This window comes from Comamonas resistens (genome assembly GCF_030064165.1).
Taxonomy (GTDB): domain Bacteria; phylum Pseudomonadota; class Gammaproteobacteria; order Burkholderiales; family Burkholderiaceae_C; genus Comamonas; species Comamonas resistens.
The window spans coordinates 3,155,828-3,180,453 of sequence record NZ_CP125947.1; the positions used below are offsets into that span (position 1 = coordinate 3,155,828).

Annotated in this window: 21 protein-coding genes and 2 pseudogenes; 12 read left to right on the forward strand and 11 right to left on the reverse strand. The window is 61.3% G+C overall.

Going from position 1 to position 24,626, the window contains the following annotated elements; all coding sequences use genetic code 11:
- Positions 1-267: 267 nt before the first annotated feature.
- Positions 268-636, forward strand: a pseudogene (rdgC, locus tag QMY55_RS14695) (recombination-associated protein RdgC); the annotation flags it as partial.
- A 369-nt stretch (positions 637-1,005) separates the two neighbouring features.
- Here the strand turns inward: rdgC and QMY55_RS14705 are convergent.
- Entirely contained in the window at positions 1,006-1,149 is a 144-nt protein-coding gene (locus QMY55_RS14705; RefSeq protein WP_283484935.1) for a hypothetical protein, read from the reverse strand.
- 130 nt (positions 1,150-1,279) lie between these two features.
- Here QMY55_RS14705 and QMY55_RS14710 point away from each other — a divergent pair.
- The 4 genes and pseudogenes from QMY55_RS14710 (at position 1,280) to infA (ending at position 4,222) form a co-directional block, all read left to right on the forward strand.
- Positions 1,280-2,023, forward strand: a pseudogene (locus QMY55_RS14710) (SDR family oxidoreductase).
- A gap of 628 nt (positions 2,024-2,651) precedes the next feature.
- Positions 2,652-3,221: a hypothetical protein gene (locus QMY55_RS14715; RefSeq protein WP_283484936.1), complete on the forward strand. Its 570-nt coding sequence runs from the start codon at positions 2,652-2,654 to the stop codon at positions 3,219-3,221.
- Positions 3,222-3,720: 499 nt separating this feature from the next.
- Positions 3,721-3,939, forward strand: a complete 219-nt coding sequence (locus QMY55_RS14720; protein ID WP_283484937.1) for a hypothetical protein — start codon at positions 3,721-3,723, stop codon at positions 3,937-3,939.
- 22 nt (positions 3,940-3,961) lie between these two features.
- Positions 3,962-4,222: a translation initiation factor IF-1 gene (gene infA / locus QMY55_RS14725; RefSeq protein WP_283484938.1), complete on the forward strand. Its 261-nt coding sequence runs from the start codon at positions 3,962-3,964 to the stop codon at positions 4,220-4,222.
- A gap of 40 nt (positions 4,223-4,262) precedes the next feature.
- Here infA and QMY55_RS14730 read toward each other — a convergent pair whose 3' ends face one another.
- Entirely contained in the window at positions 4,263-5,297 is a 1,035-nt protein-coding gene (locus QMY55_RS14730; RefSeq protein WP_283484939.1) for a LacI family DNA-binding transcriptional regulator, read from the reverse strand.
- A gap of 184 nt (positions 5,298-5,481) precedes the next feature.
- Between QMY55_RS14730 and QMY55_RS14735 the strand changes: the two genes are divergently transcribed.
- From QMY55_RS14735 to QMY55_RS14750, 4 genes are all read left to right on the forward strand, one after another.
- The gene (locus tag QMY55_RS14735) at positions 5,482-6,834 is read left to right on the forward strand and encodes a uracil-xanthine permease family protein (RefSeq protein ID WP_283484940.1); all 1,353 of its coding nucleotides are present in this window, start codon (positions 5,482-5,484) and stop codon (positions 6,832-6,834) included.
- Between the two features lie 2 nt (positions 6,835-6,836).
- Positions 6,837-8,270: an amidohydrolase family protein gene (locus QMY55_RS14740; RefSeq protein ID WP_283484941.1), complete on the forward strand. Its 1,434-nt coding sequence runs from the start codon at positions 6,837-6,839 to the stop codon at positions 8,268-8,270.
- Positions 8,270-8,983, forward strand: a complete 714-nt coding sequence (locus QMY55_RS14745; protein WP_283484942.1) for a sulfite exporter TauE/SafE family protein — start codon at positions 8,270-8,272, stop codon at positions 8,981-8,983. The genes QMY55_RS14740 and QMY55_RS14745 overlap by 1 nt, the downstream gene beginning before the upstream one ends.
- Positions 8,984-9,271: 288 nt before the next feature.
- Positions 9,272-9,589: a hypothetical protein gene (locus tag QMY55_RS14750; protein ID WP_283484943.1), complete on the forward strand. Its 318-nt coding sequence runs from the start codon at positions 9,272-9,274 to the stop codon at positions 9,587-9,589.
- 16 nt (positions 9,590-9,605) lie between these two features.
- On the opposite strand, the gene QMY55_RS14755 is transcribed toward QMY55_RS14750, so the two are convergent.
- Positions 9,606-10,541: a LysR family transcriptional regulator gene (locus QMY55_RS14755; protein WP_283484945.1), complete on the reverse strand. Its 936-nt coding sequence runs from the start codon at positions 10,539-10,541 to the stop codon at positions 9,606-9,608.
- 237 nt (positions 10,542-10,778) lie between these two features.
- Here QMY55_RS14755 and QMY55_RS14760 point away from each other — a divergent pair, with 237 nt between their 5' ends.
- On the forward strand, positions 10,779-11,777 hold the full coding sequence (locus QMY55_RS14760; RefSeq protein ID WP_283484946.1) for a bile acid:sodium symporter family protein: 999 nt from the start codon (positions 10,779-10,781) through the stop codon (positions 11,775-11,777).
- A 198-nt stretch (positions 11,778-11,975) separates the two neighbouring features.
- Positions 11,976-12,998 (forward strand): Lnb N-terminal periplasmic domain-containing protein, encoded by a 1,023-nt coding sequence (locus QMY55_RS14765; RefSeq protein WP_283484947.1) that lies wholly within the window; start codon positions 11,976-11,978, stop codon positions 12,996-12,998.
- A 152-nt stretch (positions 12,999-13,150) separates the two neighbouring features.
- On the opposite strand, the gene QMY55_RS14770 is transcribed toward QMY55_RS14765, so the two are convergent.
- The 8 genes from QMY55_RS14770 to QMY55_RS14805 form a co-directional block, all read right to left on the reverse strand.
- Positions 13,151-14,134: a Bug family tripartite tricarboxylate transporter substrate binding protein gene (locus tag QMY55_RS14770; RefSeq protein WP_283488971.1), complete on the reverse strand. Its 984-nt coding sequence runs from the start codon at positions 14,132-14,134 to the stop codon at positions 13,151-13,153.
- A 154-nt stretch (positions 14,135-14,288) separates the two neighbouring features.
- Positions 14,289-15,221 (reverse strand): electron transfer flavoprotein subunit alpha/FixB family protein, encoded by a 933-nt coding sequence (locus tag QMY55_RS14775; protein ID WP_283484948.1) that lies wholly within the window; start codon positions 15,219-15,221, stop codon positions 14,289-14,291.
- Positions 15,222-15,235: 14 nt separating this feature from the next.
- Positions 15,236-15,985 (reverse strand): electron transfer flavoprotein subunit beta/FixA family protein, encoded by a 750-nt coding sequence (locus QMY55_RS14780; RefSeq protein ID WP_283484949.1) that lies wholly within the window; start codon positions 15,983-15,985, stop codon positions 15,236-15,238.
- 77 nt (positions 15,986-16,062) lie between these two features.
- Positions 16,063-17,316 (reverse strand): CaiB/BaiF CoA transferase family protein, encoded by a 1,254-nt coding sequence (locus QMY55_RS14785; protein ID WP_283484950.1) that lies wholly within the window; start codon positions 17,314-17,316, stop codon positions 16,063-16,065.
- Between the two features lie 71 nt (positions 17,317-17,387).
- Positions 17,388-18,524 (reverse strand): acyl-CoA dehydrogenase family protein, encoded by a 1,137-nt coding sequence (locus QMY55_RS14790; RefSeq protein WP_283484951.1) that lies wholly within the window; start codon positions 18,522-18,524, stop codon positions 17,388-17,390.
- 139 nt (positions 18,525-18,663) lie between these two features.
- Positions 18,664-19,863 (reverse strand): acyl-CoA dehydrogenase family protein, encoded by a 1,200-nt coding sequence (locus QMY55_RS14795; RefSeq protein ID WP_283484952.1) that lies wholly within the window; start codon positions 19,861-19,863, stop codon positions 18,664-18,666.
- Between the two features lie 148 nt (positions 19,864-20,011).
- Positions 20,012-21,208, reverse strand: a complete 1,197-nt coding sequence (locus QMY55_RS14800; RefSeq protein ID WP_283484953.1) for an acetyl-CoA C-acyltransferase — start codon at positions 21,206-21,208, stop codon at positions 20,012-20,014.
- A gap of 199 nt (positions 21,209-21,407) precedes the next feature.
- Positions 21,408-23,537 carry a 3-hydroxyacyl-CoA dehydrogenase NAD-binding domain-containing protein gene (locus QMY55_RS14805; RefSeq protein ID WP_283484954.1) on the reverse strand — a complete coding sequence of 710 codons (2,130 nt, stop codon included), beginning with the start codon at positions 23,535-23,537 and terminating at the stop codon, positions 21,408-21,410.
- Positions 23,538-23,649: 112 nt separating this feature from the next.
- Here QMY55_RS14805 and QMY55_RS14810 point away from each other — a divergent pair, with 112 nt between their 5' ends.
- A complete protein-coding gene (locus QMY55_RS14810; protein ID WP_283484955.1) occupies positions 23,650-24,570 on the forward strand; it encodes a LysR family transcriptional regulator in 921 nt (306 codons plus the stop codon).
- Positions 24,571-24,626: the final 56 nt, after the last annotated feature.

Consider the following 24,626-nt stretch of genomic DNA (forward strand, 5'->3'; position numbering starts at 1 on the left):
CGCTCATAGACATGCTCCCCATCGGCTGGCTCGCTCCTTGGGCGGGCATCGATCCTGAATCACGCCTTGGCATTGAACAACCAGCCAAAGCCGCAGCAACCGCCGCAATTACAAGTAGCGCTTTCATGGCAACTCCTTCAGTAAGTGGAGTCTTGCAGGCTATTCCTGTTACTCCGGACCTCTGTAAGTTGATGTTGTATTGCTCATTTCAGTACCCCAATCATTCAATCGCCCGCTTTGATGCGGGCGTTGCTTTCTGGAATTCCCATGTTTAAAAACATGACCATTTACCGCATTGCCGGGACCTGGCAGGGCGATCTGCAGGTGCTGGAAGATGCGCTGCAAAAGACAGTCTTCGAGGAGTGCGACGCCACACAGGAGTGCTCTGTGGGCTGGGTGCCGCCGCGCGGCGAGCAGCATGGCCCACTGGCCGAATCCGTGGCCGACCAATGGGTGATGTGCTTCATGAGCGAGTCCAAGCTGCTGCCGGCCAGCGGGCTCCATCGCAAGGTCAATGAAAAGGCCGAGCACATCGAAAAAACCGAGGGCCGCAAGCCTGGCAAGAAAGAGAAGAAAGAACTCAAGGACGAGGCCAAGCTGGACCTGCAGCTCCAGGAAATCAAGAAAGAGGTCTCTGGAGCCTGCTCATAAGCATGAGACCTGCCGCCCCGCCGTGGCTATCGGCCCTGAATATCGCCGACCCGAACCACAGGCTGATGGCCCTGCTCATGCTTTGTGGCCGCCACGCCATGGATTGCCGCCCAATGCGCGTGGTATGCCGCCAAATGTTGTGCGGGCCCGGCGAGATCCTTGCCTCCCGCCAAACGCTCAAGCGCGTCACCACTGATGGCTGCTGAACGGACTTCCCCGTTCGCTTGGTACTCAAACATAACCCTACGCGGACTCATTGCGTAGGTTGCACTGACATCGGCTTGATCCATACACGCCCCACTAATTAATCAGCAGCAGCAAAATCATAGCCAATTTCTATATTCAGTTGTTGCATCAGCAGTTGCCCTTTTTAGCTTGCCCTGGAGGGCAGCCATGAGGATGCGGCTTTTTGTAGCCATCGTCGTAATATCCATCGTGATAAATGGCGCATCCACTCAGCCCGAATGCCACTGCAGCAACGGCCAATAGCTTCTTCATCGTGTCCTCCTGTTTGGTTCACCGATGAAGTCTATGGTTGCTGGCCAAAGTGGTTTGTTAAACATCTTTGCCCCAGAAACCCAACTGGTGCGCAGCATGTTCATGCGCACTGAAGCAACCAAGGAGACTCATGCATAAAAAAGTCGTACTCATTACCGGAGGCAGCCGCGGCATCGGCGCGGCAACAGCGCTTCAAGCTGCTGCCAAAGGCTGGGATGTAGTGATCGGCTTCAACTCAGACCAGAAAGCTGCAGACGCTGTGATTGCTCAAATCACAGAAATGGGCAGGCACGCCATGGCGGTTCAGGCAGACATCGGTTGTGAAGATCAGATTCGCCGTCTCTTCGCTGTGGTCGATGTGCGGTTCGGGCAGTTGAATGCCTTTGTCAATAACGCAGGCATTGTGGACTCCGCCACGACAGTGACATAGCTAACCGGGGAGCGCATGTTGCGCTTCAACACCATCGGGGTATTCCTCTGCGCAAGGGAAGCCGTGCTACGCATGAGCACAACGCGAGGGGGCCATAGCGGCGCCATCGTCAACGTTTCCAGCATTGCAGCAAGGCTGGGCGCACCGCGCCAATATGTCGAATACGCAGCCTCCAAAGGTGCCATGGACGTCATGACACTCGGCTTGGCCAAAGAGGTTGCAGCCGAGGGAATCCGCGTGAATGCAGTCCGCCCAGGCTTGATAGACACGGACATCCACGCCAGCGGTGGGCAGCCCGATCGCATAAGGCGCTTGGCTCCGGGCGTCCCCATGCAACGCGGCGGAACGGCCGTGGAGGTGGCCAACGCCATAGTCTGGCTGATGTCGGACGAATCGCCTTACACCACAGGCAGCCTGCTGGAAATCTCCGGAGGCAACCTCTAGTCAAATGGCGAAGCCCGCTCTAGGGCCGGACAGCTTCGTGCCTCGATAAATCGAGAAGTTGCTGCATGCCCTCTAGGGGCCACGCCAGCCACCAAGAGCCTCATTGGCTACTGCTGAGGCTGACCTGGTGTGCTAGCTCCAGGAGCTGCTGGCGATGGTTCGGGCGACGGCATTTGAGATCCGGGAGCCGGCGCATCCATCCCCCCTGTTGCTGGCGGTCGAGACTGCAACTCCGGTTTGGGCCCCTTGTCATAGCAAGCGCCCAGTGCACCAGCGGCGATAAGCAAAGCAACGGCTGATAGCGATCTCATGACGATCTCCTTTCATTGGATGAGTCCATGCTAAGGCTGTCAAAACTCTGAAGTTTCACCATTCTTTCAATGCTCACATCCTGACGCATCCACATGCGACTTCGCTGAGAGCGCCCTATAGCGCACCTGTTTGCAAGCGCCGCTCTGCACATGACAGCGCATTCGCCCGCGCTCGCCTTTGAATACGGCATGCCCGTAAAAATCACTTAAAGATGTAATCTAGGCCCGCCACTGAGCGGGCTTTTCTCATTCCGGGAGCACCGAATCATTGCTCGCTTTAGCTCCGTCCAGCCAAACATCTTGCAAAGGTCCAGGCCATGCAATTTTTGAGCAATGCGGGTGGCGGCAGTATGGCGGCTATCGCGACAGGTAAAGCCCGACAGCTTTGCCTTGTCACGATAGCGGCGAAACACAACGTCCAAATATGGCAGCGTCCATGCCAATTCATGTCTCTGGCACCAAATCAAAAGCCCCAGGTTAGCAAGCACCTGGGGCTTTTTTTGGTTTTTCATGACGGCCGCTCGGGCTTTATTTTTGAACTCAGACTTGCACTTCTAAAGCTCCTGAGATCGCAACTCCGGCTTCACCGCCGCCGCGCCTCCTCCCTGGAGGTGGAACAGAACTTTTTCATGGCCTTGCGATATGCACTGGATCACGATTGCTCCATCGACATGCAAATAGGTACGAATCCGGGCACTATAGGTCTGATCCTGATAGGCAACACGGGTCTCCAAACCCATCCAGCCATGCTCCCGACACAGGCGCCCGCTGGCAATGCTCCTGACCGTATCCTCGGAAATACCCGCTTGCAGATTGACCGCTATCCACTCTGCCTTGAGCAACAAAAACGCTTCTTCCTGGCTTCCACAGGGATGAGCCTTGTCTAGTCTCTCGAGCCATTGAATAAACAAGTCTTCTAAGCTCGGCATGTGGATCTTGACGGTAGGAGAGCGGGAAGGACAGACACTTTATGTTTCTTTTCTGACTTTTTATAACTATCAATGTCGTGTGCATGACGCAGCTCAGAAAACCCGAGCTCATCATCTGCATACCCCCTACCCGTTTCGCAACCTGATGGTGATTTCACGCAACTCGGCATGACTGGAAGCAATAGACTTCCTCAGCTTCATGCAATTTGCATATAAAGCAGCATTGCTTTATAATTAGCGGGCTTTGCTGTGTGGCACTTGCCCCACGCAGCAGTTTTCCGGCAGTTCTCACGTTGCCCACATTAGGCTCCTTGTTGCCTAGTGCTCCCTGGCAAGAAGTCCGCGTCTCCCGCAAGCGGCAGGCGCGCATCGTTCAGGCTCAGACGAGCCGAATGGTTTTCTCTTTTTGGACGGTATCTCTCCTGACGACAGGAGATGGCACCGCCGTTGACTCGATATGCACACAGAATCTATTACAGAGCGTGTCGGCAACTACGTAGTAACTGCCCTCACACAACCTACTCATACCGGCAAGGTGACCGCATCGGTCTCCATTCGCCGCGGCAAATATGACCGGATCTTCCGGTTCATTCGCCAGTTCGACAACGCAGGCTCTGCCAGCAAATATGCACTCGCCGAAGGGCGCTGCATGGTGTTGGAAAACCAGTTGAATTGAATCTCTCTCGAAAGGATACGTTTTGGCCAAAGAAGAACTGATTGAAATGCAAGGCAGAGTGGATGAAGTTTTGCCCGATGCCCGTTTTCGCGTCACGCTGGACAACGGCCACCAGCTGATTGCCTACTCCGGCGGCAAGATGCGCAAGCACCGCATTCGCGTGCTGGCTGGTGACAAGGTCACCCTGGAAATGTCGCCCTATGACCTGAACAAGGGTCGCCTGACCTTCCGTCACATCGAACGCTCGGGTAGCGGTCAGCCCCCTCAGCAACGTCGCCACTAAGAAGCGATCTGCTCACAGCCGGGGTAGCGCATGCACTGGCTTATCTGGTGGACGTCCGGACCACCAACTCCGGCATAGGGCTTGGCGCCACCAGTCGGTGGCTGCCACGGCGCATGCGCTCGAACAGCAAATCAATCGCGAGCCGGGCCACCTGGTCGAGATGCAGATTCACTGCGGTCAACGGTGGCTCACTCGTGCGGGCGCGAATACCGTCGTAGCGCGTGGCCAGCATGATGTCCTGAGGCACGCGCAGGCCAGTCTGCTGCAGATACTGGGCCACTCCCACGGCAAACACATCGACCAGCACCAGCAGCGCATCGATTTGCGGATGTGCAGCCAACAGCATGCGGGCTGCGTCGCGCCCTCCCGCCTCGCCCCTGCTCTCATCCACCCGCAAGGAAATATGCTCCATGCCATTAGCCTCGACCATGGCTTGATAGGCCAGCTCGGCCTGCGCATAGGAGTTGCGCTCGGCAGCGCCTAAAACCATGGCGATCTGCCGCGCACCTTGCGCCCGCATATGCTCCAGCAGCATTTGCACGGTCTGTCCCGAGAGCAGATCCACATAGGGCACTTGACCAAAGGCGTCGCCACCGGGTTTGCCGATGGACACCACGGGCAGACCGCGGACGACAAGCTCCTTCAGCAGCTTGTCGTCGGCAGATGGCTCTATCAGCAACGCTCCGTCGATATCGAGAAAATCAAGTGACCGCTGCCCGGTTTCCAATGGCGGAACCAGCACCATGGCCATGCCGCGCTCCAAAGCCGAGGCTGCCGCCACGGACGCCACCTCCATCAAAAAACCCAGCCTGGAAGGGCCGCCCGCAACGGCAAACGGCATGGATGACATCAGTGCAATCATGTTGGAGCCTCCGCCGCGCAGCTTTTGTGCATGACGGTTGGGCGTGTAACCCAGCTCCCTTGCCACCTCCTCCACTCTCTGACGAGTGGCAGGGTCCACCTGCCCCCGGCCATTGAGCGCGTGCGAAACCGTGGTGACGGACACACCCGCCTGACGGGCGACATCCGAAATCGTCACGCGTGGTGTGCGGGCAGGGTCGGTAGCTTGATTCATCGGTGACAAGGCGCAGAAAGTGGGCAGACCTGCACAAGCCCACTGGATGGGCGGCAGGTCTTGATTCTTTCGTATACTCTAGTCCACCCAAAACGTTTTGGGAAATCGAACAGCACCGCTTGCTGCTGATTTCAGCCAGGCGGTTTTTCTTCCTTGTCACCCAAAACGTTTTGGGAGCTTCTCAATGCAGCCTTCCGCCCCTATGACAGACGCCTACCGCCCAGACAGTGTTGACAGCCCGCTTCCTTGGCCACAACTGATTCTTTTTGCCCTTCAGCATGTGCTGGTGATGGCGGCGGCCCCCATCACCTCGGTATTTCTGGTGTCCAAGGCACTGGATCTGTCTGCCGATCTCACGGTCAACCTCATCAGCGCCACGTTTTTGATGTGCGGCCTGGGTTCCATCCTGCAATCGCTGGGCACGGCGCGCATGGGTGCCAAGCTGCCATTCGTGATGGTGCCGGGCGGCGCACCGATTGTGATGTTTCTGGGCATTGCCCAGCAGCGCGACCTTCAGACGGCCTGCGGCGCGGTGATTCTGACCTCGCTGTTCTACTTTCTGATCCTGCCGATTTTTTCGCGCCTGCTGCGCTTTTTCCCCAAAGTTGTCATCGGCACCTTGCTGCTGCTGGTGTCCATCAATCTGCTCAAGGTCTATGGCGGCATCATCGTGGGCAAGCCCGGCTCGGCTGACTTTGCCAGCCTCACGCATATCGGTCTGGCGCTGGCCACCATTGGCTTCACCCTGCTGTTTGCACGCCTGTTCAAACGTACCTTGGGCCAGCTGGCCGTGCTGCTGGGCCTGGTTGCAGGCACGATACTGGCCGCGCTGATGGGGCTCACGGATTTCAGCGCAGTGACCCAAGGCCCTGCGTTCAGCCTGCCCCGCTTTCTGCCCTTTGGCATGCCGACCTTTGATCTGGCCGCCACCGTTCCGCTGCTGGTTTTCAGCGTGATTTCGATGGCAGAGGCCACAGGCCAGACCATGGCCGTGGCCGAAATGGTGGACAGCAAGGACAGCGCCCGCGCCCTGGTGCCACGCACCATTCGCGGCGATGCGGTGATGTCGCTGGCGGGCGGCTTCTTTGGCACCTCGATGATCATCACCAGCGGCGAAAACATCGGTCTGGTGCGCGCCACCCAGGTTCGCTCCCGCTATGTCACCGCCATGGCCGGGCTGATGCTGGCCATCGTGGCTCTGATTGCACCGCTGGGGCGCCTGGCCAACGCCATTCCCGCCTCCGTGGTCAGCGCCACAGCCATCATCATCTTTGCGGTCATAGGCACTATTGGCATCGACATTCTGCGCAAGGTCGACCTGCAACAGCGCAGCAATATGTATGTGCTGGCCGGCGCTCTGACCATGGGCCTGCTGCCCATCCTCGTGCCTGGCTTCTACAGCCAGTTTCCCAAGGGCCTCCAGCCCATTCTTGGCAACGGCCTGGCCATGGGCTGCATCACCGCCGTTGTTCTGAACCTGATTTTCAACGGCAGCAGCCCTGCTGAAACCCCAGCCAGCCACGCTGCCAAGGCATAAGAATGTATCCAGACCTTCAAGTTGCACAGCTGCAGGGCTCCACCCTGCTGCTGCACCCCCAGCATGTGCTGCTCAAGACCGGCATGGCCGCCGACCATGCGGTGCTTGTCGAAAACGGCCAGTTCAAGGACGTGGGCCCGCGCGCCCTGCTGGACGCGCGCCATGCCCATATTCCTGCGCTGGACCTGCCCGGCAAGCTGCTCATGCCCGGCATGATCGACGGCCACCACCACCTGACGCAGTCGTTTGGCAAATCGCTGGCCTATGGCGAGCCGTCCGAGATCTTCCGCCGCGTCTGGGTGCCGCTGGAAGCCAGCCTGGACGATGAATTCGTCTACCAAAGCGCCAAGCTGGCCGCGCTGGAATCGCTGCGCGGCGGCTTCACCACCGTGTGCGATGCCGGCACTCGCGCCAAGGGCGAAATCAGTGCCGTCGCCAACGCCACCAGCGATGCTGGCGTGCGCTGCGTGCTGGGCCTGATCTGCAACGATGGCGGCAACCAGAGCACGCCCGAGCAGCGCGCCGCCACCTTGCAAGTGGCCGACCGCTTTATCAGCGACTATGCCAGCCATGCTATGGTGCACCCATCGCTGGCGATCTCCATCCCCGAAGTGGCCTCGGATGCCATGCTGCACGCCGTGGCGCGGCGCTGCGCCGAGGCCGGCATCATCTTCCAGACCCATGTGAATGAACACCTGGCTTCGGTGGAGCGCTCGGTTGTCGCACGCGGCATGCGTCCGCTAGAACATCTGGCCAGCGTCGGCGCCCTGGGCCCCCAGACCCTGATTGCCCACGGCACGCTGGTCATGCCGGCAGAGCTGATGCTGCTCCAGCGCACGGATACTGCCGTCAGCTACAACCCCGTGGCCAGCGCCTGGAAGGGCAATGCCGTTGCCCCCGCCGGGCTGATGGCTGCCATGGGCATACGCTTCGCACTGGGAAGCGACTCCACACGCAGCGATGCCTTCCGTCTGCTGGATGCCGCCGAGGCCGCGCAGAAGTTCGCCTTTGCCATGGCAGCAGGCGATACCTCTGCTGGCGCTGGCTGGACCTGGCTCGATCATGCGACACACGCGGGCGCGGCGGCCATAGGCCAGGGCTCGCGCATTGGCGAAATCGCCGTGGGCAAGCAGGCCGACTTCCTGATCGTCGATGTGGATACGCCAGAGATGTGCACCAACATCGACCTGACCTGGGACCTGGTACGCCTGGCCCAGCGCGACCAGATCGTCGCCAGCTTTGTCGATGGCAAGCTGCGCCTGTTCAAGGGCTGGCCCGTGGATTGGGATGCCCGCAAGCTCATGCACGAAGTTGCCAGCGCGGCCCATGCAGCCATTGCCAAGGCCCCTATCCAGCGCCTGCATCCCACGGCCGACGCACACCGCGCCCGCACCGTGGCTGGCAACCATATCTACCCCGCACGAGGTGATCTGTAATGACTGGTGAGCAATGGCTGCTGGCCTCCCTGGCGGTGCTGGCCGCCTCGTTTGTGCAAGGCTCCAGCGGCATGGGTTTTGCGCTCATCGTCGCGCCCGTGCTGACGCTGCTGGCGCCCGATCTGCTGCCCGTGTGTGTCTTGATTCTGATGCTGCCGCTGAACGCCTATGTGGCCTGGCGCGAGCGTCATGCGCTGGACAGGCGCGGGGCAAGCTGGATCAGCGCCGGCCGCATGGTCGGCACCTTTGGCGGCCTGGCCGTACTGGCCCTGCTCAGCGCACAGGCGCTGTCCATCTTCGTGGGTCTGTCCACCATTGCCGCCGCGGTCGTGACCTGGTTCATTCCGGCCTTCACGCCGGGGCTGCTGGCCTTCATCATGGCGGGCCTGATCACCGGCGTGACCGAGACCGCCACCGGCATCGGCGGCCCGCCCATGGCGCTGACCTACCAGCACCGCCCCCCGGCCGAAATGCGCGCCACCATGGCACTGTGCTTCTTGATCGGCGAGCTGATCTCGCTGGTATTTCTGCTCTTCATGGGCAAGGTGCAGATGCTGCACCTGAGCGCCGCGCTACAACTACTGCCCGCGCTGGCTGTGGGAGCTGTCGCCAGCCGCTTTGTGCACACCCGCATCGATGCCAAGGTCATGCGTCTGTTCGTGCAGGCGTTTGCCGTGATCTCCGGTCTGGTGCTGCTGATCAAGGCCTGGTAACTCAATCCCCAGCCGAAGCTCGATAGTTTCGCTATCAAGAAAGTAGCTGGTAGCGCATCATGCCAGCTGCTTTCAAGCAAAAATCGCTTCAAAATCAATACATATCACGCGCTAGCCGCTTCGATTTCTGATAGCAATCCAGGTCCAAGCCCAACAAAGCTGATGAACATTGCAAGCAATGCTCATGATTTGATACAGCAAGTTCAGCGTATTGCACTTAAGCTTGCGCACTTTGACAGCCTTTAACAGCTTCAGGCACTGCGGCATTTGCCACCTGCCTCTCCATCAATGCACAAGATTCTTGCCATTCTTTCCGTTTGCCTGCCAGTTGCTCTGGTAGCAGTTCCTGCGACCAGCTTTGCACATGGCCATGGTCACCACCATCATCACAAGCACAGCCATAAAGAGGAATACTGGGACGGCCAGTGCAAGGTGGAGCGCAAGTGGAAGGGCAACGGCGAATACAAGGAAAAGCGCAAGTGCAGGGATCGCCCCATGGTCTACCAGGCACCACAGCCCGTCTATATGGCGCCACCTGCACCCGTGTACGTCGCACCTCAGCCCCAGGGCCTGGTGATCGACTCGCGCATCGTGCTGCGCCCCTGAGGTACGCCCAGCAGCGCTAAGGCTCCAGCCGCTGCCTGGCTTCGTCGGCAATCAGATCCCACACCCCGTGCGCGACGGGTGAGAGTTCCCGCTGCTGACGGCGCACCAGCATGATGCTTCGCTGCACCTGGGGCACCAGCTTGCGGCTGACCAGTACGGCCTCGCTCGCGGCCTTCGCTGGGGTCGCCGCGCGCTTTTTCCAGTCGTTGGGAATCGCCAGCTGCGGCACCACGCTCAACCCCAGCCCCTGCTCCACCATGCTGTAGATCGTGGTTGTGTGGCCTACATCCTGCACCACCGGTGCCGCAGCGCCATGGGACTGCAAGGCCGCATCAATCAGGCGGCGGCTGCCTGAGGCATGATCGAGCAGCACCAGGGGCTGCCCTGCCAGCTCTGCCCAATGCACCTCTTTCTTGCGCGCCAGCCTGTCACTGGACAAGCAGACCAGGCAAAAAGGCTCGCTCAGAATCGCCTGCGCATGCAGATCCTGCTTTTCCGAGGGATCTATGACCACGCCAAAGTCCACCTCGCCACTGCGCACGCTCAGCAGCACATCGCTTTGAATCCGGTCCAGCAGCTGGATATTGACGTCGGGCGAGAGTTGCCTGCCCCGCGCAATGCACTGCGGCAGCAGATGTGCCGACAGCGTAGGGCTGCTGGCCACCTTGACACGGCCCTTGCGCTGCGTGGCCAACCCCTGCACCTCCAGCAGGCAGGCGTCCAGGTCCTCCAGCACCCGCGTGACATTGCCCAGCAGCAGGCGGCCGGCCTCGGTCAATTCCACCTCGCGCGTGGTGCGATGCAGCAGCTGCAGGCCCAGCGCCTGCTCCAGCTCGGTCACGTTGCGGCTGACGGCTGGTTGGGTCAGGGCCAGCGTATCGGCCGCCCGGCTGAAGCTGCCACTGGTGGCCACTGCCACGAAGGCGCGCAGCTGTCTCAGACTTGCATTCATATCAAAAAATTATAGATCTATCGAATAAATCCATTTCTCTTTTGAATCGAATACATGTCCAATAGGGCTTGCGCAAACAAGGATGTGCCAAGGACTGCCGTCTTGAAACCAAGCTCTTGTCTGAATCTGATTTGCGCAAGTCGTGCCCAATACACAGCCACCGCCCCGGAGCGCTGTGCAAGATTCACTACAAGTCAACGGCCGCATTCCATTCGCCTTGCCGGCCCCATCAGAACCATGTCCCGTCCTCGCTTCCTTCCCGATAACTTCACCATCGCGCTGATCGCGGTGGTCGTGCTGGCCAGCTTTGTGCCCGCTTCCGGCAAATTTGCCGAATACGTGGAACTCGTCACCACCGGCATCGTCAGCCTGCTGTTCTTTCTGCATGGCGCCAAGCTCTCGCGCCAGGCCATCTTTGCCGGTATCGGCCACTGGAAGCTGCACCTGTGGATTTTTGTCGCCACCTTCGTGATGTTCCCCATCCTGGGCCTGGCGCTGCGCCCCCTGCTCTCCCCCCTGGTCACCACCGAGATGTATGTGGGCGTGCTCTTTCTGTGCACGCTGCCCGCCACCGTGCAGTCGGCAATTGCCTTCACCTCCATGGCACGCGGCAATGTCCCGGCAGCCGTGTGCAGCGCATCGGCCTCCACTTTGCTGGGCATTCTGGTCACGCCGATTCTGGTCAGCCTGATTCTGAACAAGACCGCCGAGGGCGGCGATGCCCTGCACGCCATCGGCAAGATCGCCATGGAGTTGCTGCTGCCTTTCGTGGTCGGCCACCTGATGCGTCCGCTGATCGGCAACTTTCTGCAGCGCCGCGCCTCCATCGTCAAGCTGGTGGACCAGGGCTCCATCCTGTTTGTGGTCTACGCCGCTTTCAGCGCCGCCGTCATCAGCGGCCTCTGGCAGCAGACTCCCGTGCCCTCGCTGATCGGCCTTGCGGTGCTGTGCTGCATTCTGCTGGCTGTGGTGCTGACGCTGACCACCTGGGGAGCGCGCCGTCTGGGCTTCAACAAGGAGGACGAGATCACGCTGGTGTTCTGCGGCTCCAAGAAGAGCATGGTCAGCGGCATTCCCATGGCCAATGTGCTGTTTCCCGCTGCCTCGGTGGGCGCCATCGTGCTGCCCTTGATGCTGTTCCACCAGATCCAGCTCATGGTCTGCGCCGTGCTGGCCCAGCGCTATGCACGCCGTGAAGAGGAAGTGCAAGACAGCGATGCCGCCAAGGCTCACTGATCGGATCAGCAGCCAAAAAAGATAGCTGCATACGCAAAAGGGGCGCTGGCAGGCGCCCCTTTTTTATGCGCTGCCAAATAAACATGCAATCGCGCATATGGGCATGCTCCAATATGCCACTGGCCCGCACTTTGGTCGGGCAGCAGGTATGGATTCGGTCACTGACAAATGCATCGTCATCACGCATGGATACTCAAAATGGCAGTACTTCTTCTGTTGCTGCTTTGCGGACTTGCCCTATGGGTATGGGGTAGCGGCGCGCTCTGGTTTCAAGGCCCGGCCCAGCCCGCGCTGCGCTGGACGCTGCTGGCGCTATGGACGGTCTGGATGCTGGGCAGTCTTGTGGCCTACTGGAGCAGTCAGCGCCCGGCCATGCTCATGGCCTGCTGGCTGCTGAGCTTTGTGGCGCTGACGGTGTGGTGGCAGCAGATCAAACCCAGCGACCACCGCGACTGGGCGGCTGATGTCAGCCAGCACACGCAAGTTCAGGCGATCAAAGGTCCGGGCCAGCGTGTCAGCGTGAGCAATGTCCGCAACTTTCGCTGGCGCAGCGACGAAGACCTCGATGCTCGCTGGGAGCAGCGCAGCTATGACCTGTCCCGGCTGGAGCGTGTGGACGTAGCGCTTTCCTACTGGATGGGCCCAGCCATTGCCCATACGCTGGTGTCCTTCGGCTTCAGCAATGGCGAGCACCTGGTCTTTTCCATCGAGATTCGCAAGGAGCGTGGCGAGCAGTTCGATGCCCTCGCGGGCTTCTTCAGGCGGTACGAGATGGTGCTGGTCGCCGCCGACGAGCGCGACATTCTGGCGGTACGCACCAATGTGCGTGGAGAAACCGTCCATCTCTACCAGGTGGACATGCCCGCCCAGGCCATGCGCGAGCTGTTCATGGCCTATGCCCAGCAAGCCGACGAGCTGATCGAGCAACCCCGCTTCTACAACACCCTGACCGCCAACTGCACCACCATCGTCTGGCAGCTGGCACGCAGCATTGGCGCACAGCTTCCGCTGGACTGGCGGCTGATGGCTTCAGGCTATCTGCCCAGTTATCTGCAAGGCTTCGGCGTGCTTGCCCCTCATGCCACGCTGCAGGCCCTCAAGCAGGCCGGCAATATCACCGAGCGCGCCAAGGCATGGACAGCCATGGCCGGCCGCAGCGATGCCCAGGCCAGCATTGACTTTTCAAGGGCCGTTCGCCAGGGCATGCCGCCACTGAAGTGACATCCTGGCCCCTGCCCTGCAACCTGATTGCGCTCCGGGACACCAGCCAAAAAGCAGAAAGCCAGGTACGAGCGACCTGGCTTTCTTCACGATGGCCGTGGCCTCGCTGCGAAAAACGAGAACCCGTTTACTCCGGCAAGGCCGGCACCCGCTCAATCCAGGGTGACCTTGGCATCGCGGATCACCTTGCCCCATTTGGCCGTCTCCGCTGCGATGAACTGATCGCATTCCTGAGGTGTGGAGCCTTCGGCAAATGTCCCCATGGTCTGCTGCATGCGCTGGGAAATCTCGGGACTGCGAATGATCTTGGCGACTTCTGCCGACATGCGCTGCACAATTTCGCGCGGCACGCCCGCCGGAGCAATCATCGCAGCCCAGGTGCTGCCTTGCAGCTCCGGAATGCCCTGCTCCGCAAACGTGGGAACATCCGGCAGTACAGCCAGGCGTTTGTCGCTGGCAACACCAATCAGACGGATGCGGCCCGCCTTGGCGGGCTGAATCAGATTGGGCGGGGGATCCAGAAAAAGCGGAATCTGCCCTCCCATCAGATCGGTCAAGGCCGGCGCCGCCCCCTTGTAGGGCACATGAACCATGTCTGTCTTGGTCAGCAGCTTCATCAGCTCCGTGGTCAGGTGCGCACTGGAGCCGCTGCCCGATGAGCCAAAACTCACCTTGCCCGGATGCGCCTTGGCATAGGCAATCAGCTCCTGCGTGGTCTTGAACGGCGCATTGTTCGCCACGGCCGCGACCAATGGAGAGATGCCCATCAGCGATACACCGATCAGATCCTTCTTCGGGTTGTAGGGCAGCTTGGGGTAGAGCGTGGTGTTCGCGGCGTAGGCAGCAATCACCACACCAAAGGTATAGCCATCAGGCGCCGATTTGGCCAGTTGGTCCACCCCGATCAAGCTGTTCGCACCGGGCTTGTTGTCCACGATGATCGGCTGGCCCAGGGCCTTTTGCAGCCCCACCTGCAGCAGTCTGGCCATCTGATCGGTAAAACCGCCGGCTGTATAGGGCACGATGATGCGAATAGGCTTGTTGGGCCAGGCGGCCTGGGCTTTCACAGCCGGTGAAAGCATGGCCGCACCTGCTGCTGCCGTGCCGATGAAGGCCCGGCGAGAAATTGTGTCCAGCATGTTTGTCTCTCTTTGTTTTGAATGGCATGCAGGCCATGCGGCATGACCTGCCAGGAAAAGCGAGCGACTTGCAGGGCCGGATTGGTCTGATGCACACCTCGGCCCTTCGCTCTAGCGAGACGGGCTTACACGAAGCCCGCCCCTACTGCGATCAGATGCTCCGGACCATTTCCGGCACAGCCGTGAACAGATCCGCCTCCAGACCGTAGTCGGCCACCGAGAAGATCGGCGCCTCCGGGTCCTTGTTGATCGCCACGATCACCTTGGAGTCCTTCATGCCCGCCAGGTGCTGGATCGCGCCCGAGATGCCGGCTGCGATGTACAGCTGAGGCGCAACGATCTTGCCGGTCTGGCCGACCTGCAGGTCGTTGGGCGCGTAGCCCGCGTCCACAGCCGCACGGCTGGCACCGATGGCGGCACCCAGCTTGTCGGCCAGGGGCGTCATGACTTCCTGGAATTTCTCGGCCGAGCCCAGGGCGCGGCCGCCGGAGACGATGATCTTGGCAGCGGTCAGCTCGGGACGGTCGCTCTTGGTGACTTCGCGGCCCACAAAGGCGCTCTTGCCGGAATCGGCAGTTGCAGCCACTGTTTCGACAGCCGCCGAGCCACCGTTGGCCGCTGCAGCGTCAAAGCCGGTGGTACGCACGGTGATGACCTTGACGGCATCGGCGGACTGCACGGTGGCGATGGCGTTGCCCGCGTAGATGGGGCGCTCGAAGGTGTCGGCGGAGTCCACCTTGGTGATGTCGCTGATCTGAGCGACGTCCAGCTTGGCGGCCACGCGAGGTGCGACGTTCTTGCCCGAAGCGGTCGAGGGGAACAGGATGTGGCTGTAGTTGCCAGCGATGGCCAGAACTTGAGCCGCCACGTTTTCGGCCAGGCCATCCTTCAGCGATGCGCCATCGGCGTGGATGACCTTGGCAACACCGGCGATCTGGGCGGCGGCTGCGGCCGCAGCGCCAGCACCTTCGCCAGCCACCAGCACATGCACATCACCGCCGCAGGCCTTGGCAGCCGTCACGGTGTTCAAGGTCGCGGTCTTGATCGAAGCGTTGTCGTGTTCTGCAATAACGAGAGAAGTCATTTGTCGTTCTTCCTTTAAATCACTTTGGCTTCGTTCTTGAGCTTGTCGACCAGGGCCGCCACATCGGCCACCTTGACGCCAGCGCCGCGCTTGGCGGGCTCGGCGACCTTCAGGGTCTTGAGGCGCGGCGTCACGTCCACGCCCAGATCTTCGGGCTTGAAGGTATCGAGCTGCTTTTTCTTGGCCTTCATGATGTTGGGCAAGGTGACGTAGCGGGGCTCGTTCAGGCGCAGGTCGGTGGTGATGACGGCGGGCGTGGACAGGGCCACGGTTTCCAGGCCGCCGTCCACTTCACGGGTGACATTCACCTTGTCGCCGGCGACTTCGACCTTGGAGGCGAAGGTGGCCTGGGGCAGGTCGGCCAGGGCCGCCAGCATCTGGCCGGTCTGGTTGGCATCGTCGTCGATGGCCTGCTTGCCGCAGATGACCAGACCCGGTTGCTCCTTGTCCACCAAGGCCTTGAGCAGCTTGGCCACGGCCAGGGGCTGCAGCTCGACATCGGTCTCGACCAGGATGCCGCGATCGGCACCGATGGCCATGGCCGTGCGCAGGGTTTCCTGGCACTGGGCCACGCCGCAGGAGACGGCGATGACTTCGGTGACCACGCCTTTTTCCTTCAGGCGCACGGCTTCCTCGACGGCGATTTCGTCAAAGGGGTTCATGCTCATCTTGACGTTGGCGATGTCCACACCCGTGCCGTCCGACTTGACGCGGACCTTGACGTTGTAGTCCACCACGCGCTTGACAGGGACCAGGATCTTCATAAGAAAACTCTTTCTTGTTAAGGAAAATGCAGGCGGTTGGCATGGGCGTGCCCGCCTTCTGCGATAGACATCACAAATCAGACGCTTGTGGACGAAACTTCCGGAACCGTGAGCACGCCACGCTGCTGCAGCTGCTGCAGCTGTTCGTCGCTCATGGCCAGCAGTTGCTGCAGCACTTCACGCGTGCCCTCTCCCAGCACGGGCGGTGCGCAGCGCACGGGCAGGCGCTGGCCGTCCAGGCGGTAGGGAGGCGCAAACACCGTGGTCGAGCCTGCTTCGGCATGCGCCACTGTCTGCACCATGCCGGTTTGCTGGGTACGTTCACTGACCAAGGCTTCATGCAGTCCAGCAGCGCGCCCGCTGGGAATGCCGCAAGCGGCCAGACGCTGCAGCAGCACATCGCGCTCGAAGCTCGCCACCGCCTCCGAAAGAATGGGCAGCAGGCTGGCACGGTTTCTGGAGCGCTCCACATTGGTGGCATAACGTGGGTCTTCGACGATGTCCGGCCGCGCAATCACCTGCCTGCAGAACTTCTCGAACTGGCTGTTATTGCCCACTGCGATGATCAGCGGGCCATCTGCCGCTTCGAACAAACCGTAAGGCACGATGGATGGGTGATTGTTCCCATAGCGCTTGGGTTCATGGCCGAGCTGCAAAGCGTCCAGCCCGCAATAGCCGTTGATGGTCAGGCCGCAGTCATACAGCGCCATCTCGATGCGGCGCCCGCGCCCTGTGCGCTCGCGGCGAAACAGCGCGGCCAGCACGGCCTGGGCCGCATACATGCCGGTCATCATGTCGACCACGGCCACGCCGAACTTCAGCGGCGGCATGTCCTGGTCGCCGTTGACGGCCATCAGCCCCGCTTCGGCCTGTATCACCAGGTCGTAGCCCGGGCGTTTGACTTCGGGTGTGTGGCTGCTGTAGCCGGCCACGGTGCAATAGATCAGGTCCGGCTTGATGGATTTGAGCTTGTCATAGCCCAGCCCCATCTTGTCGGCACCACCATGCTTGAAGTTGCTGATCACCACATCGAACTGCGGCAGCATGTCATAGATGATCTGCACCGCCTCAGGGGTCTGCAGATCCAGGGTGATGGAGCGTTTGCTGCGGTTGACGCTGTTGAAATAAGTCGTCTCGGTCTTGCCCACGCGCATGCCCCAGTCCCGCGTGTCGTCACCCCGGGCCGGGTGTTCCACCTTGATGACTTCGGCGCCAAAGTCTGCCAGGACCTGGCCACACAGCGGGCCGGCCAGCACGCGTGACAAATCCAGTACGCGCACCCCTTCCAGCGGGAAATCCATCTCATCGGGCAATTCTGCTTGGCTGCTCATCTTGCTGTTCTCCAATCTCTGTCTCAGGAAGACCAAAAGCCTTGCACAAGGCAAGGCAGGTTTTCGCTCAATCAGGCGTTCTGGCTCAAGGCCATGAAGCGCGCCAGGTGATGGTCCTCGTCACCAAACTGGTGATCGATCATGATCAGCCGCTTGGCGTAATGCGCCAGCGGCAGCTCCCAGGTCATGCCAATGCCGCCATGCATCTGTATGCTTTCCTCGGCCACCAGCGCTCCCACATAACCCACGGTGTACTTGGCGGCAGACAGCATTTTCTCGCGCTCAGCGCCCTGGGCGTTGTCGATGGCGTCAGCGGCATTGACCACGGTGGAGCGCACCTGCTCCACCTCCAGCAGCAGATCGGCCATGCGGTGCTGCAGCGCCTGAAAGCTGCCGATGGCAACGCCAAATTGCTTGCGGGTCTGCAAATACTCCAGCGTGTGCTGCTTGGCCACATCCATGGCGCCCAGCGCCTCGGCAGCCAGTGCCAGCAACGCAAAGCCCTGCACATGCTCGAGCACTGCATAGCCCCGGCCTTCGCTGCCCAGCAGAGCATCGGCACCCAGTTGCACCTTGTCGAAATTCAGCTCGGCCGCGCGTCCACCTTCCACACGACTGTAACCGCGCCTGGTGATGCCTGCGGCGTTGCCGTCGACCAGGAACAGGCTGATGCCCATCTCGTCAAACACAGCACCTGCCGTGCGTGCCGAAACCAGCAGCAGATCGGCTTTTTCGCCAAAGGCCACCACGCTCTTGGTACCGCTCAGTTCCCAGCCGGCAGCCGTCTTCACCGCCGTGGCCGTGACCTTGTTCAGCTCGTAATGACTGCCCGGCTCGTCATGCGCCAGAGCAGCCACCACGCTGCCTGCAATGATGTCTTCCAGCTTCTGCTTTTGCACTTCTGTGCCCGCAGCAATCAGTGCCTGGCCCACGATCAGGGCACCCAGCAGGGGCTCGGCCACCAGGCCACGGCCCAGGGCTTCGAACACCACGCTGATGTCAAAGCCCGAACCGCCAAAGCCGCCCACCGCTTCGGGAAACAGCGCGCCGATCGTGCCCAGTTCGGCAAATTGCGCATACAGCTCGGGACTGTGGCCCTCTGCGCCATAGGCCAGCTGGTTGCGGTGCTCTATGCCGTATTGCTCGGCCACAAAGCGATTGAGGCTGTCCGCCAGCATGCGGCGGTCTTCGGTGTGTGTGAAGTTCATGACAAATTCTCTCTACCCAATCGAACGAATCGGTGTCGCATGCCACCGCCCGGTTCGCCAGGGACGCCCAGCAAGGGCCGCCCCGCAGCGAGGGCATCGTCCCCCCGGGGGGAAGGCGCGCAGCGACTCAGGGGGGATTTCACAAGCCCAGAATCATCTTGGAGATGATGTTCTTCTGGATCTCGTTGGAGCCACCGAAGATCGACAGCTTGCGGTAGTTGAAGTAGCTGGATGCCGCGGTCGCAGCCTCGGGCAGATCGCCAATCGGCGCCTCTGCATAGTCGCCGTACTGCGCCTCTTCAATAAACGGCGTCGCGTAGATGCCCATGGCACGGCGAATCAGGGACAGGATTTCCTGGCGAATTTCCGTGCCGCGAATCTTGAGCATGGAACTCTCGGCACCGGGCACGCCGCCACCGGCCACGGCGGCGATCACGCGCAGATTGGTGGTCTTCATGTTCTCCAGGTCGATCTCGACACGGGCCATGCGGGCCGCAAACAGCGGATCCTGGTTCAAAGGCTTGCCGTTTCTATGCACCTTGGCGGCCACGACCTTGAGCTTTTCCAGCGCGGCCATGCAAAAGCCCACGCCCGCAATGCCGGTGCGCTCATAGGTCAGCAGGTATTTGGCGTAAGTCCAGCCCTTGTTTTCTTCACCGACCAGGTTCTCCACCGGCACTTTCACATCGGTAAAGAAAACTTCGTTGACTTCCTTGTCGCCATCCAACGTGCGGATGGGGCGCAGCTCCACGCCGGGGCTGTTCATGTCCACCAGCAAAAAGCTGATGCCGGCCTGGGCCTTGGCCTCGCGGTTGGTGCGCACCAGGCAGAAGATCATATTGGCGTGCTGGCCCTGGGTGGTCCAGGTCTTCTGGCCATTGACGATATAGAAGTCTCCATCGCGCACGGCCGTGGTCTTCACCGAAGCCAGATCGGAGCCCGCGCCGGGTTCTGAATAGCCCTGGCACCACCAGTCCTGCCCGCTCAGAATGCGCGGCAGCCAGTACTTCTTTTGCTGCTCGTTGCCGTACTTGATCAGCACCGGCCCCAGCATGTTCACGCCGAAGGGCACGATGCGCGGGCCGCCGGCCAGGGCGCACTCGGTGTCGAAGATGAACTTCTCGACCGCCCCCCAGCCCGGACCGCCATGCTCCTGGGGCCAGTGATTCGCATACCAGCCGCGCTCGTTGAGAATGGCATGCCACTCGTCCTGATCGGCCTTGCTCAGGCGCTGGCCGGCCTTGACCTTGGCCGAAATATGCTTGGGCAGCTTTTCCTTGAGAAAAGCCTGCACCTCGGCGCGAAACGCCTCTTCCTGGGGGGTGAATTGCAAATCCATTGCTATTTCCTGGTAATCCATGGCGCTGCTTCTGGCGCCTTTAATCTTCAAACTGGCATGCTCTTGCGCCAGAGGCTGCAAGCAAGGGCCGCCCCGCAGCAATGCAGCCGTCCCCCCTTGGGGGAAGACGCGTAGCGGCTCAGGGGGATCAAAAGATTTCGAAAAGGCCAGCAGCGCCCATGCCGCCGGCAATGCACATGGTCACCACGCCCCACTTGACCTTGGGGTTGCGGGCCTTGCGGCGCTGGCCTTCGAGCAGGATGTGGCCGGTCAGGCGTGCGCCCGTCATGCCGAAGGGGTGGCCGATGGCAATCGCGCCGCCGTTGACATTGAGGCGCTCGTTGGGAATGCCCAGCTGACGCTGGCAATACAGGGCCTGCGAGGCAAAAGCTTCATTCAGCTCCCAGAGGTCGATGTCATCCACCGTAAGGCCGTGGCGCTTGAGCAGCTTGGGCACGGCAAACACGGGGCCAATGCCCATCTCGTCGGGTTCGCAACCGGCCACGGCAAAGCCCCGGAAAGCGCCCAGGGGCTTGAGGCCCAGGCGCTCTGCCAGCCTGGCTTCCATCACCACGCAGGCGCTGGAGCCGTCGGACAGCTGCGAGGCATTGCCGGCCGTGATGAAGTTGCCCGGACCCTTCACAGGCTCCAGCTTGACCAGCCCCTCCAGCGTGGTGCTGGCGCGGTTGCAGTTGTCCTGCGTGGCGACCACGTCGCGGTAGGTGACTTCGCCGGTTTCCTTGTTCTTTTCCATCATGCGTGTGGAGCAGGCGATGATCTCGTCCTTGAACAGATCGGCGGCCTGGGCCGCAGCGGTGCGCTGCTGGCTTTGCAGCGAGAACGCATCCTGGTCTTCACGCGTGATGCCGTAGCGCTTGGCCACCACATCGGCGGTGTCGATCATGGCCATGTACAGCTCGGGCTTGTGCTCCACCAGCCAGGGGTCCATGTCGGTGGGCAGATTGTTGCCGGCCCGGATGCCGGAGATGGTCTCGATACCGCCGGCCAGCATCACGTCCACGCCCTCGGCCACGACGCGGCCCGCCGCGATGGCGATGGATTGCAGGCCCGAAGCGCAAAAGCGCGTGATCGTGGTGCCGGCGATCGACAGCGGCAGCCCGGCGCGCAACACGGTCTGGCGGCCCAGATTGCGCCCCTGGAAACCGTCGGGGTTGCCGCAGCCCAGAATCAGATCCTCGATCATTTCGGGATCGACACCCGAGCGCTCCACCGCCGCCTTGACGGAGAAAGCAGCCAGCTGGGCGGCAGGAGTGATGTTGAACTCGCCACGATGCGACTTGGTCAGCGGTGTGCGGGCGGTGGAAACGATAACGGCTTCACGCATGGTGCTTGTCTCTGTGAATGTTTAAAACTTTGATAGCTGTCATCGCATGTCATTCTTTAATTTCAGATTCATTCAGTTATGAAATCATTTATTTACAAGCGATGACAGCTCCTTTTTTTGATAATCCTGGCAAAGGACTGGCGGCCCCCATCAGCGAACTGTCGAGCAAGGGGCGCCTCTCAGCGGGCTCAGGAAGTGATTACTTGTTCAAGCTGTCGAAGTTGCGTCCCTCGGCCACCAGCTGTTGCAGCAGCGGCGCAGGCTTCCAGAACAGCGCGTCTTCCTTGGCAAAGGCTTCGATATCGGCCAGCACCTTGGGAAGGCCCTGCATATCGGCCCACTTCATGGGGCCGCCGCGGTGGCGCGGAAAGCCATAGCCGGAGATAAAGGTCACGTCCACATCCAGCGGGCGCAGCGCAATGCCCTCGCCCACCACCTTGGCGCCTTCGTTGACCATGGCGGCCATGTAGCGGCGCATGATTTCCTCGGCCGTGAACGGGCGCGGCGTCACGCCCTTCCTGGCGCGTTCGGCATCGACGATGGCCAGCACTTCGGGGTCGGGCTGACCGATGCGCGCGCCCTGCGGGTAGAGATAAAAGCCGCGCCCCGTCTTCTGCCCGAACCAGCCGTTTTCACAGATGCGGTCGGCAATCTCCACGTATCTGGCCTTGGGGTCGCGCGTGGCGGCGCGGCGCTTGCGCGTGGCCCAGCCGATATCGCCGCCGGCCAGGTCGGTGACTTGGAAGGGCCCCATGGCAAAGCCGAAGCCGCGCACGGCCTCGTCGATCTCGTAGGGGCTGGCGCCGTCTTCCATCAGGTAGTCGGCGGCCTGCTTGTAGGTGGCCAGAATGCGGTTGCCGATGAAGCCGTCGCAGACGCCGGCGCGCACCGGCACCTTCTTCATCTTCTTGGCCAGCTCGAAGGCCGTGGTCACCACATCGGGCGCCACCTTGGCGGGCACGACGATCTCCAGCAGCTTCATGATGTTGGCCGGGCTGAAGAAGTGCAGACCGATCACATCCTGCGGGCGGCTGGTGACGGCGGCAATCGCATCGATGTCCAGATACGAGGTGTTGGTGGCCAGCACGGCACCGCTCTTGCAGACGCGGTCCAGCTCCTTGAACACGGCCTTCTTGACCTCCAGGTCTTCAAAGACCGCCTCGATCACCAGATCCACATCGGCAATATCGTCATAGCGGGTCGAGGGCGTATAGCGCGCAAGAATAGCGGCCTTGGCCTCCTCGCTCATGCGGCCCTTGGCGATCAGGCCGTTGTAGACCTTCTCCACATTGGCCTGGCCGCGTGCGATGGATTCGGCATCGCGCTCGATCATGGTCACGACCAGGCCGGCATCCAGCGCAGAGACGGTGATGCCCGCGCCCATGGTGCCGCCGCCGATGATGGCAATCTTGCTGAAGGCGCGCGGCTGGGCGGCACGGGCTTCGGGAATCTTGGCCGTCTCGCGCTCGGCAAAGAAGGCGTGGATCAGACCGGCGCGCTGCGGGCTGTCGATGCAGGCCAGAAACTGGGCCCGCTCGAACTTCAGGCCTTCGGCAAAAGACAGATCCAGCGCGGCCTGAACGCAATCGATGATCTTCAGCGGCGAGAACAGGCCGCGCGACTTCTTGGCCGTGTCCGCACGCAGCACATCGAGTTCAGCCTGGGCTGCGGCCTTGTCGGCCAGGCGTCCTGGCGTTGCGCTGACGGGACGCAGCGGCGCGCCCTGGGCCAGCAGTTCACGCGCATAGGCCAGGCCCGTGGCCACGGGGTCCGCGCCATCGTCCAGCTTGTCCACCAGACCGGCTGCCAGTCCGGCCTTGGCGCCGATCTGCTGCCCGCTGAGCATCAGCTCGGTCGCGCCATTGACGCCCATCAGGCGCGGCGCACGCTGGGTGCCGCCGGCGCCGGGAAGCAGACCCAGAGAGACTTCGGGCAGACCCAGCTTCGCACCACCGGAAGCATTTTGCAGCGCCAGACGGTAATGCGCCGACATGGCGATCTCAAGACCGCCGCCCAGTGCCGCGCCATGAATCACGGCCACCACGGGCTTGCTGCAGGCCTCGATACGGTTGCAGACATCGGGCAGGAAAGGCTGGACCGGGGGCTTGCCGAATTCGCGGATATCGGCACCGGCGATGAAAGCCTTGCCCTCGCCCACGATCACCACGGCCTTGACCGCGGCGCTGGCATCGGCCTGCTCCATGGCCGCCATCAGCCCCTGGCGCACGGCAGCGCCCAGCGCATTGACGGGCGGATTGTTGACGCTGACGAGCAGGACGTCACCGTCTTGCTTGAGTTCAACGACAGAGGTGCTGGCTTCGGCGGTCATGCGTGTCTCCTGAATCTCTTTATGGAATGGGCTTTATTTTTACGACGACAATGTTTTCTAACAATCCCATGAATCATTGACAGACTGTCAAAGAAAATTAGACAAACACGCCATGGACTCCCAATCTCTGACCCTGCTAGTCGAAATCATTGATAGTGGCAATCTCAGCCAGGCCGCGCGCAAGCTCAAGATGACGCGCGCCAATGTGAGCTATCACCTGACCCAGCTGGAAAAATCCGCAGGCGTGCAGCTGGTCAAGCGCACCACGCGCCGCGTGGAGCCCACGGAGATCGGCCTGCGCCTGTATGAGCACGGGCGCAACATCCACAACGAAATGCTGGCCGCACGCGAGGCCATCACGGCGCTGGGCCAGAGCCTGCAGGGGCGCGTTGGCATCAGCGTGCCCAGCGGCTACGGCCAGATCGTGATGAGCGAATGGCTGATCGAGTTCAAGCGCCTGTACCCGGGCATCGTGCTCGACGTGCTGTTCGAGAACCGGGCCGACAATCTGCGCGACGATATGGACATCATCATCCGCGTGATCCAGGAGCCGCCGCTGTCCCTGGTGGCGCGCAGTCTGGGCACGGTGCGCTACCTGGCCTGTGCCTCGCGCGAATATGCACAGATCCACGGCCTGCCCAAGACCCTGCACGAGTTGCGCGCCAGCCCGCTGATCACCGCCGGCGTCACGGGGCGGCAACTGCGCCTGGCCGCCTATCTGGGCGCCGAGCGCCACGAGGTGATGCTGGAGCCCACCATGATCTCCGAGCATTTCCCCTTTTTGCGCGACGGCATCTTGGCCGGCCTGGGGGTAGGCCTGGTGCCCGACTATGTGGTGCAGGACAAGCTGGCCACGGGCGAGGTGCAGAGCACACTGGACGAGTACCGGCTCAGCATCTTCGGCACCCATATGTATCTGCTCTACCTGCCCAACCGGCACCAGACCAAGGCCGTGCGCACCTGTATCGATTTTCTGCTGGCCAAGGCCGAGCCCGATGCACCACCCCGGCTCGCCAGCCTGCCCGCACAGTAAGCGCCCAGCTGTCTGCAGAACAAAAAAGCCAGCAGGAACGCTGGCTTTTGGCATTG

What these genes read in the sequence shown, in the direction of transcription:
- QMY55_RS14715 (WP_283484936.1), top strand. Translation starts at nt 2,652, where the DNA reads ATGCAATTTTTGAGCAATGCGGGTGGCGGCAGTATGGCGGCTATCGCG.
- QMY55_RS14745 (WP_283484942.1), top strand. Translation starts at nt 8,270, where the DNA reads ATGACTGGTGAGCAATGGCTGCTGGCCTCCCTGGCGGTGCTGGCCGCC.
- QMY55_RS14705 (WP_283484935.1), bottom strand. Translation starts at nt 1,149, where the DNA reads ATGAAGAAGCTATTGGCCGTTGCTGCAGTGGCATTCGGGCTGAGTGGA.
- QMY55_RS14750 (WP_283484943.1), top strand. Translation starts at nt 9,272, where the DNA reads ATGCACAAGATTCTTGCCATTCTTTCCGTTTGCCTGCCAGTTGCTCTG.
- QMY55_RS14805 (WP_283484954.1), bottom strand. Translation starts at nt 23,537, where the DNA reads ATGACCGCCGAAGCCAGCACCTCTGTCGTTGAACTCAAGCAAGACGGT.
- QMY55_RS14730 (WP_283484939.1), bottom strand. Translation starts at nt 5,297, where the DNA reads ATGAATCAAGCTACCGACCCTGCCCGCACACCACGCGTGACGATTTCG.
- QMY55_RS14785 (WP_283484950.1), bottom strand. Translation starts at nt 17,316, where the DNA reads ATGAGCAGCCAAGCAGAATTGCCCGATGAGATGGATTTCCCGCTGGAA.
- QMY55_RS14775 (WP_283484948.1), bottom strand. Translation starts at nt 15,221, where the DNA reads ATGACTTCTCTCGTTATTGCAGAACACGACAACGCTTCGATCAAGACC.
- QMY55_RS14780 (WP_283484949.1), bottom strand. Translation starts at nt 15,985, where the DNA reads ATGAAGATCCTGGTCCCTGTCAAGCGCGTGGTGGACTACAACGTCAAG.
- QMY55_RS14765 (WP_283484947.1), top strand. Translation starts at nt 11,976, where the DNA reads ATGGCAGTACTTCTTCTGTTGCTGCTTTGCGGACTTGCCCTATGGGTA.
- QMY55_RS14720 (WP_283484937.1), top strand. Translation starts at nt 3,721, where the DNA reads ATGCACACAGAATCTATTACAGAGCGTGTCGGCAACTACGTAGTAACT.
- QMY55_RS14790 (WP_283484951.1), bottom strand. Translation starts at nt 18,524, where the DNA reads ATGAACTTCACACACACCGAAGACCGCCGCATGCTGGCGGACAGCCTC.
- QMY55_RS14735 (WP_283484940.1), top strand. Translation starts at nt 5,482, where the DNA reads ATGCAGCCTTCCGCCCCTATGACAGACGCCTACCGCCCAGACAGTGTT.
- QMY55_RS14795 (WP_283484952.1), bottom strand. Translation starts at nt 19,863, where the DNA reads ATGGATTTGCAATTCACCCCCCAGGAAGAGGCGTTTCGCGCCGAGGTG.
- QMY55_RS14810 (WP_283484955.1), top strand. Translation starts at nt 23,650, where the DNA reads ATGGACTCCCAATCTCTGACCCTGCTAGTCGAAATCATTGATAGTGGC.
- QMY55_RS14740 (WP_283484941.1), top strand. Translation starts at nt 6,837, where the DNA reads ATGTATCCAGACCTTCAAGTTGCACAGCTGCAGGGCTCCACCCTGCTG.
- QMY55_RS14760 (WP_283484946.1), top strand. Translation starts at nt 10,779, where the DNA reads ATGTCCCGTCCTCGCTTCCTTCCCGATAACTTCACCATCGCGCTGATC.
- QMY55_RS14755 (WP_283484945.1), bottom strand. Translation starts at nt 10,541, where the DNA reads ATGAATGCAAGTCTGAGACAGCTGCGCGCCTTCGTGGCAGTGGCCACC.
- QMY55_RS14800 (WP_283484953.1), bottom strand. Translation starts at nt 21,208, where the DNA reads ATGCGTGAAGCCGTTATCGTTTCCACCGCCCGCACACCGCTGACCAAG.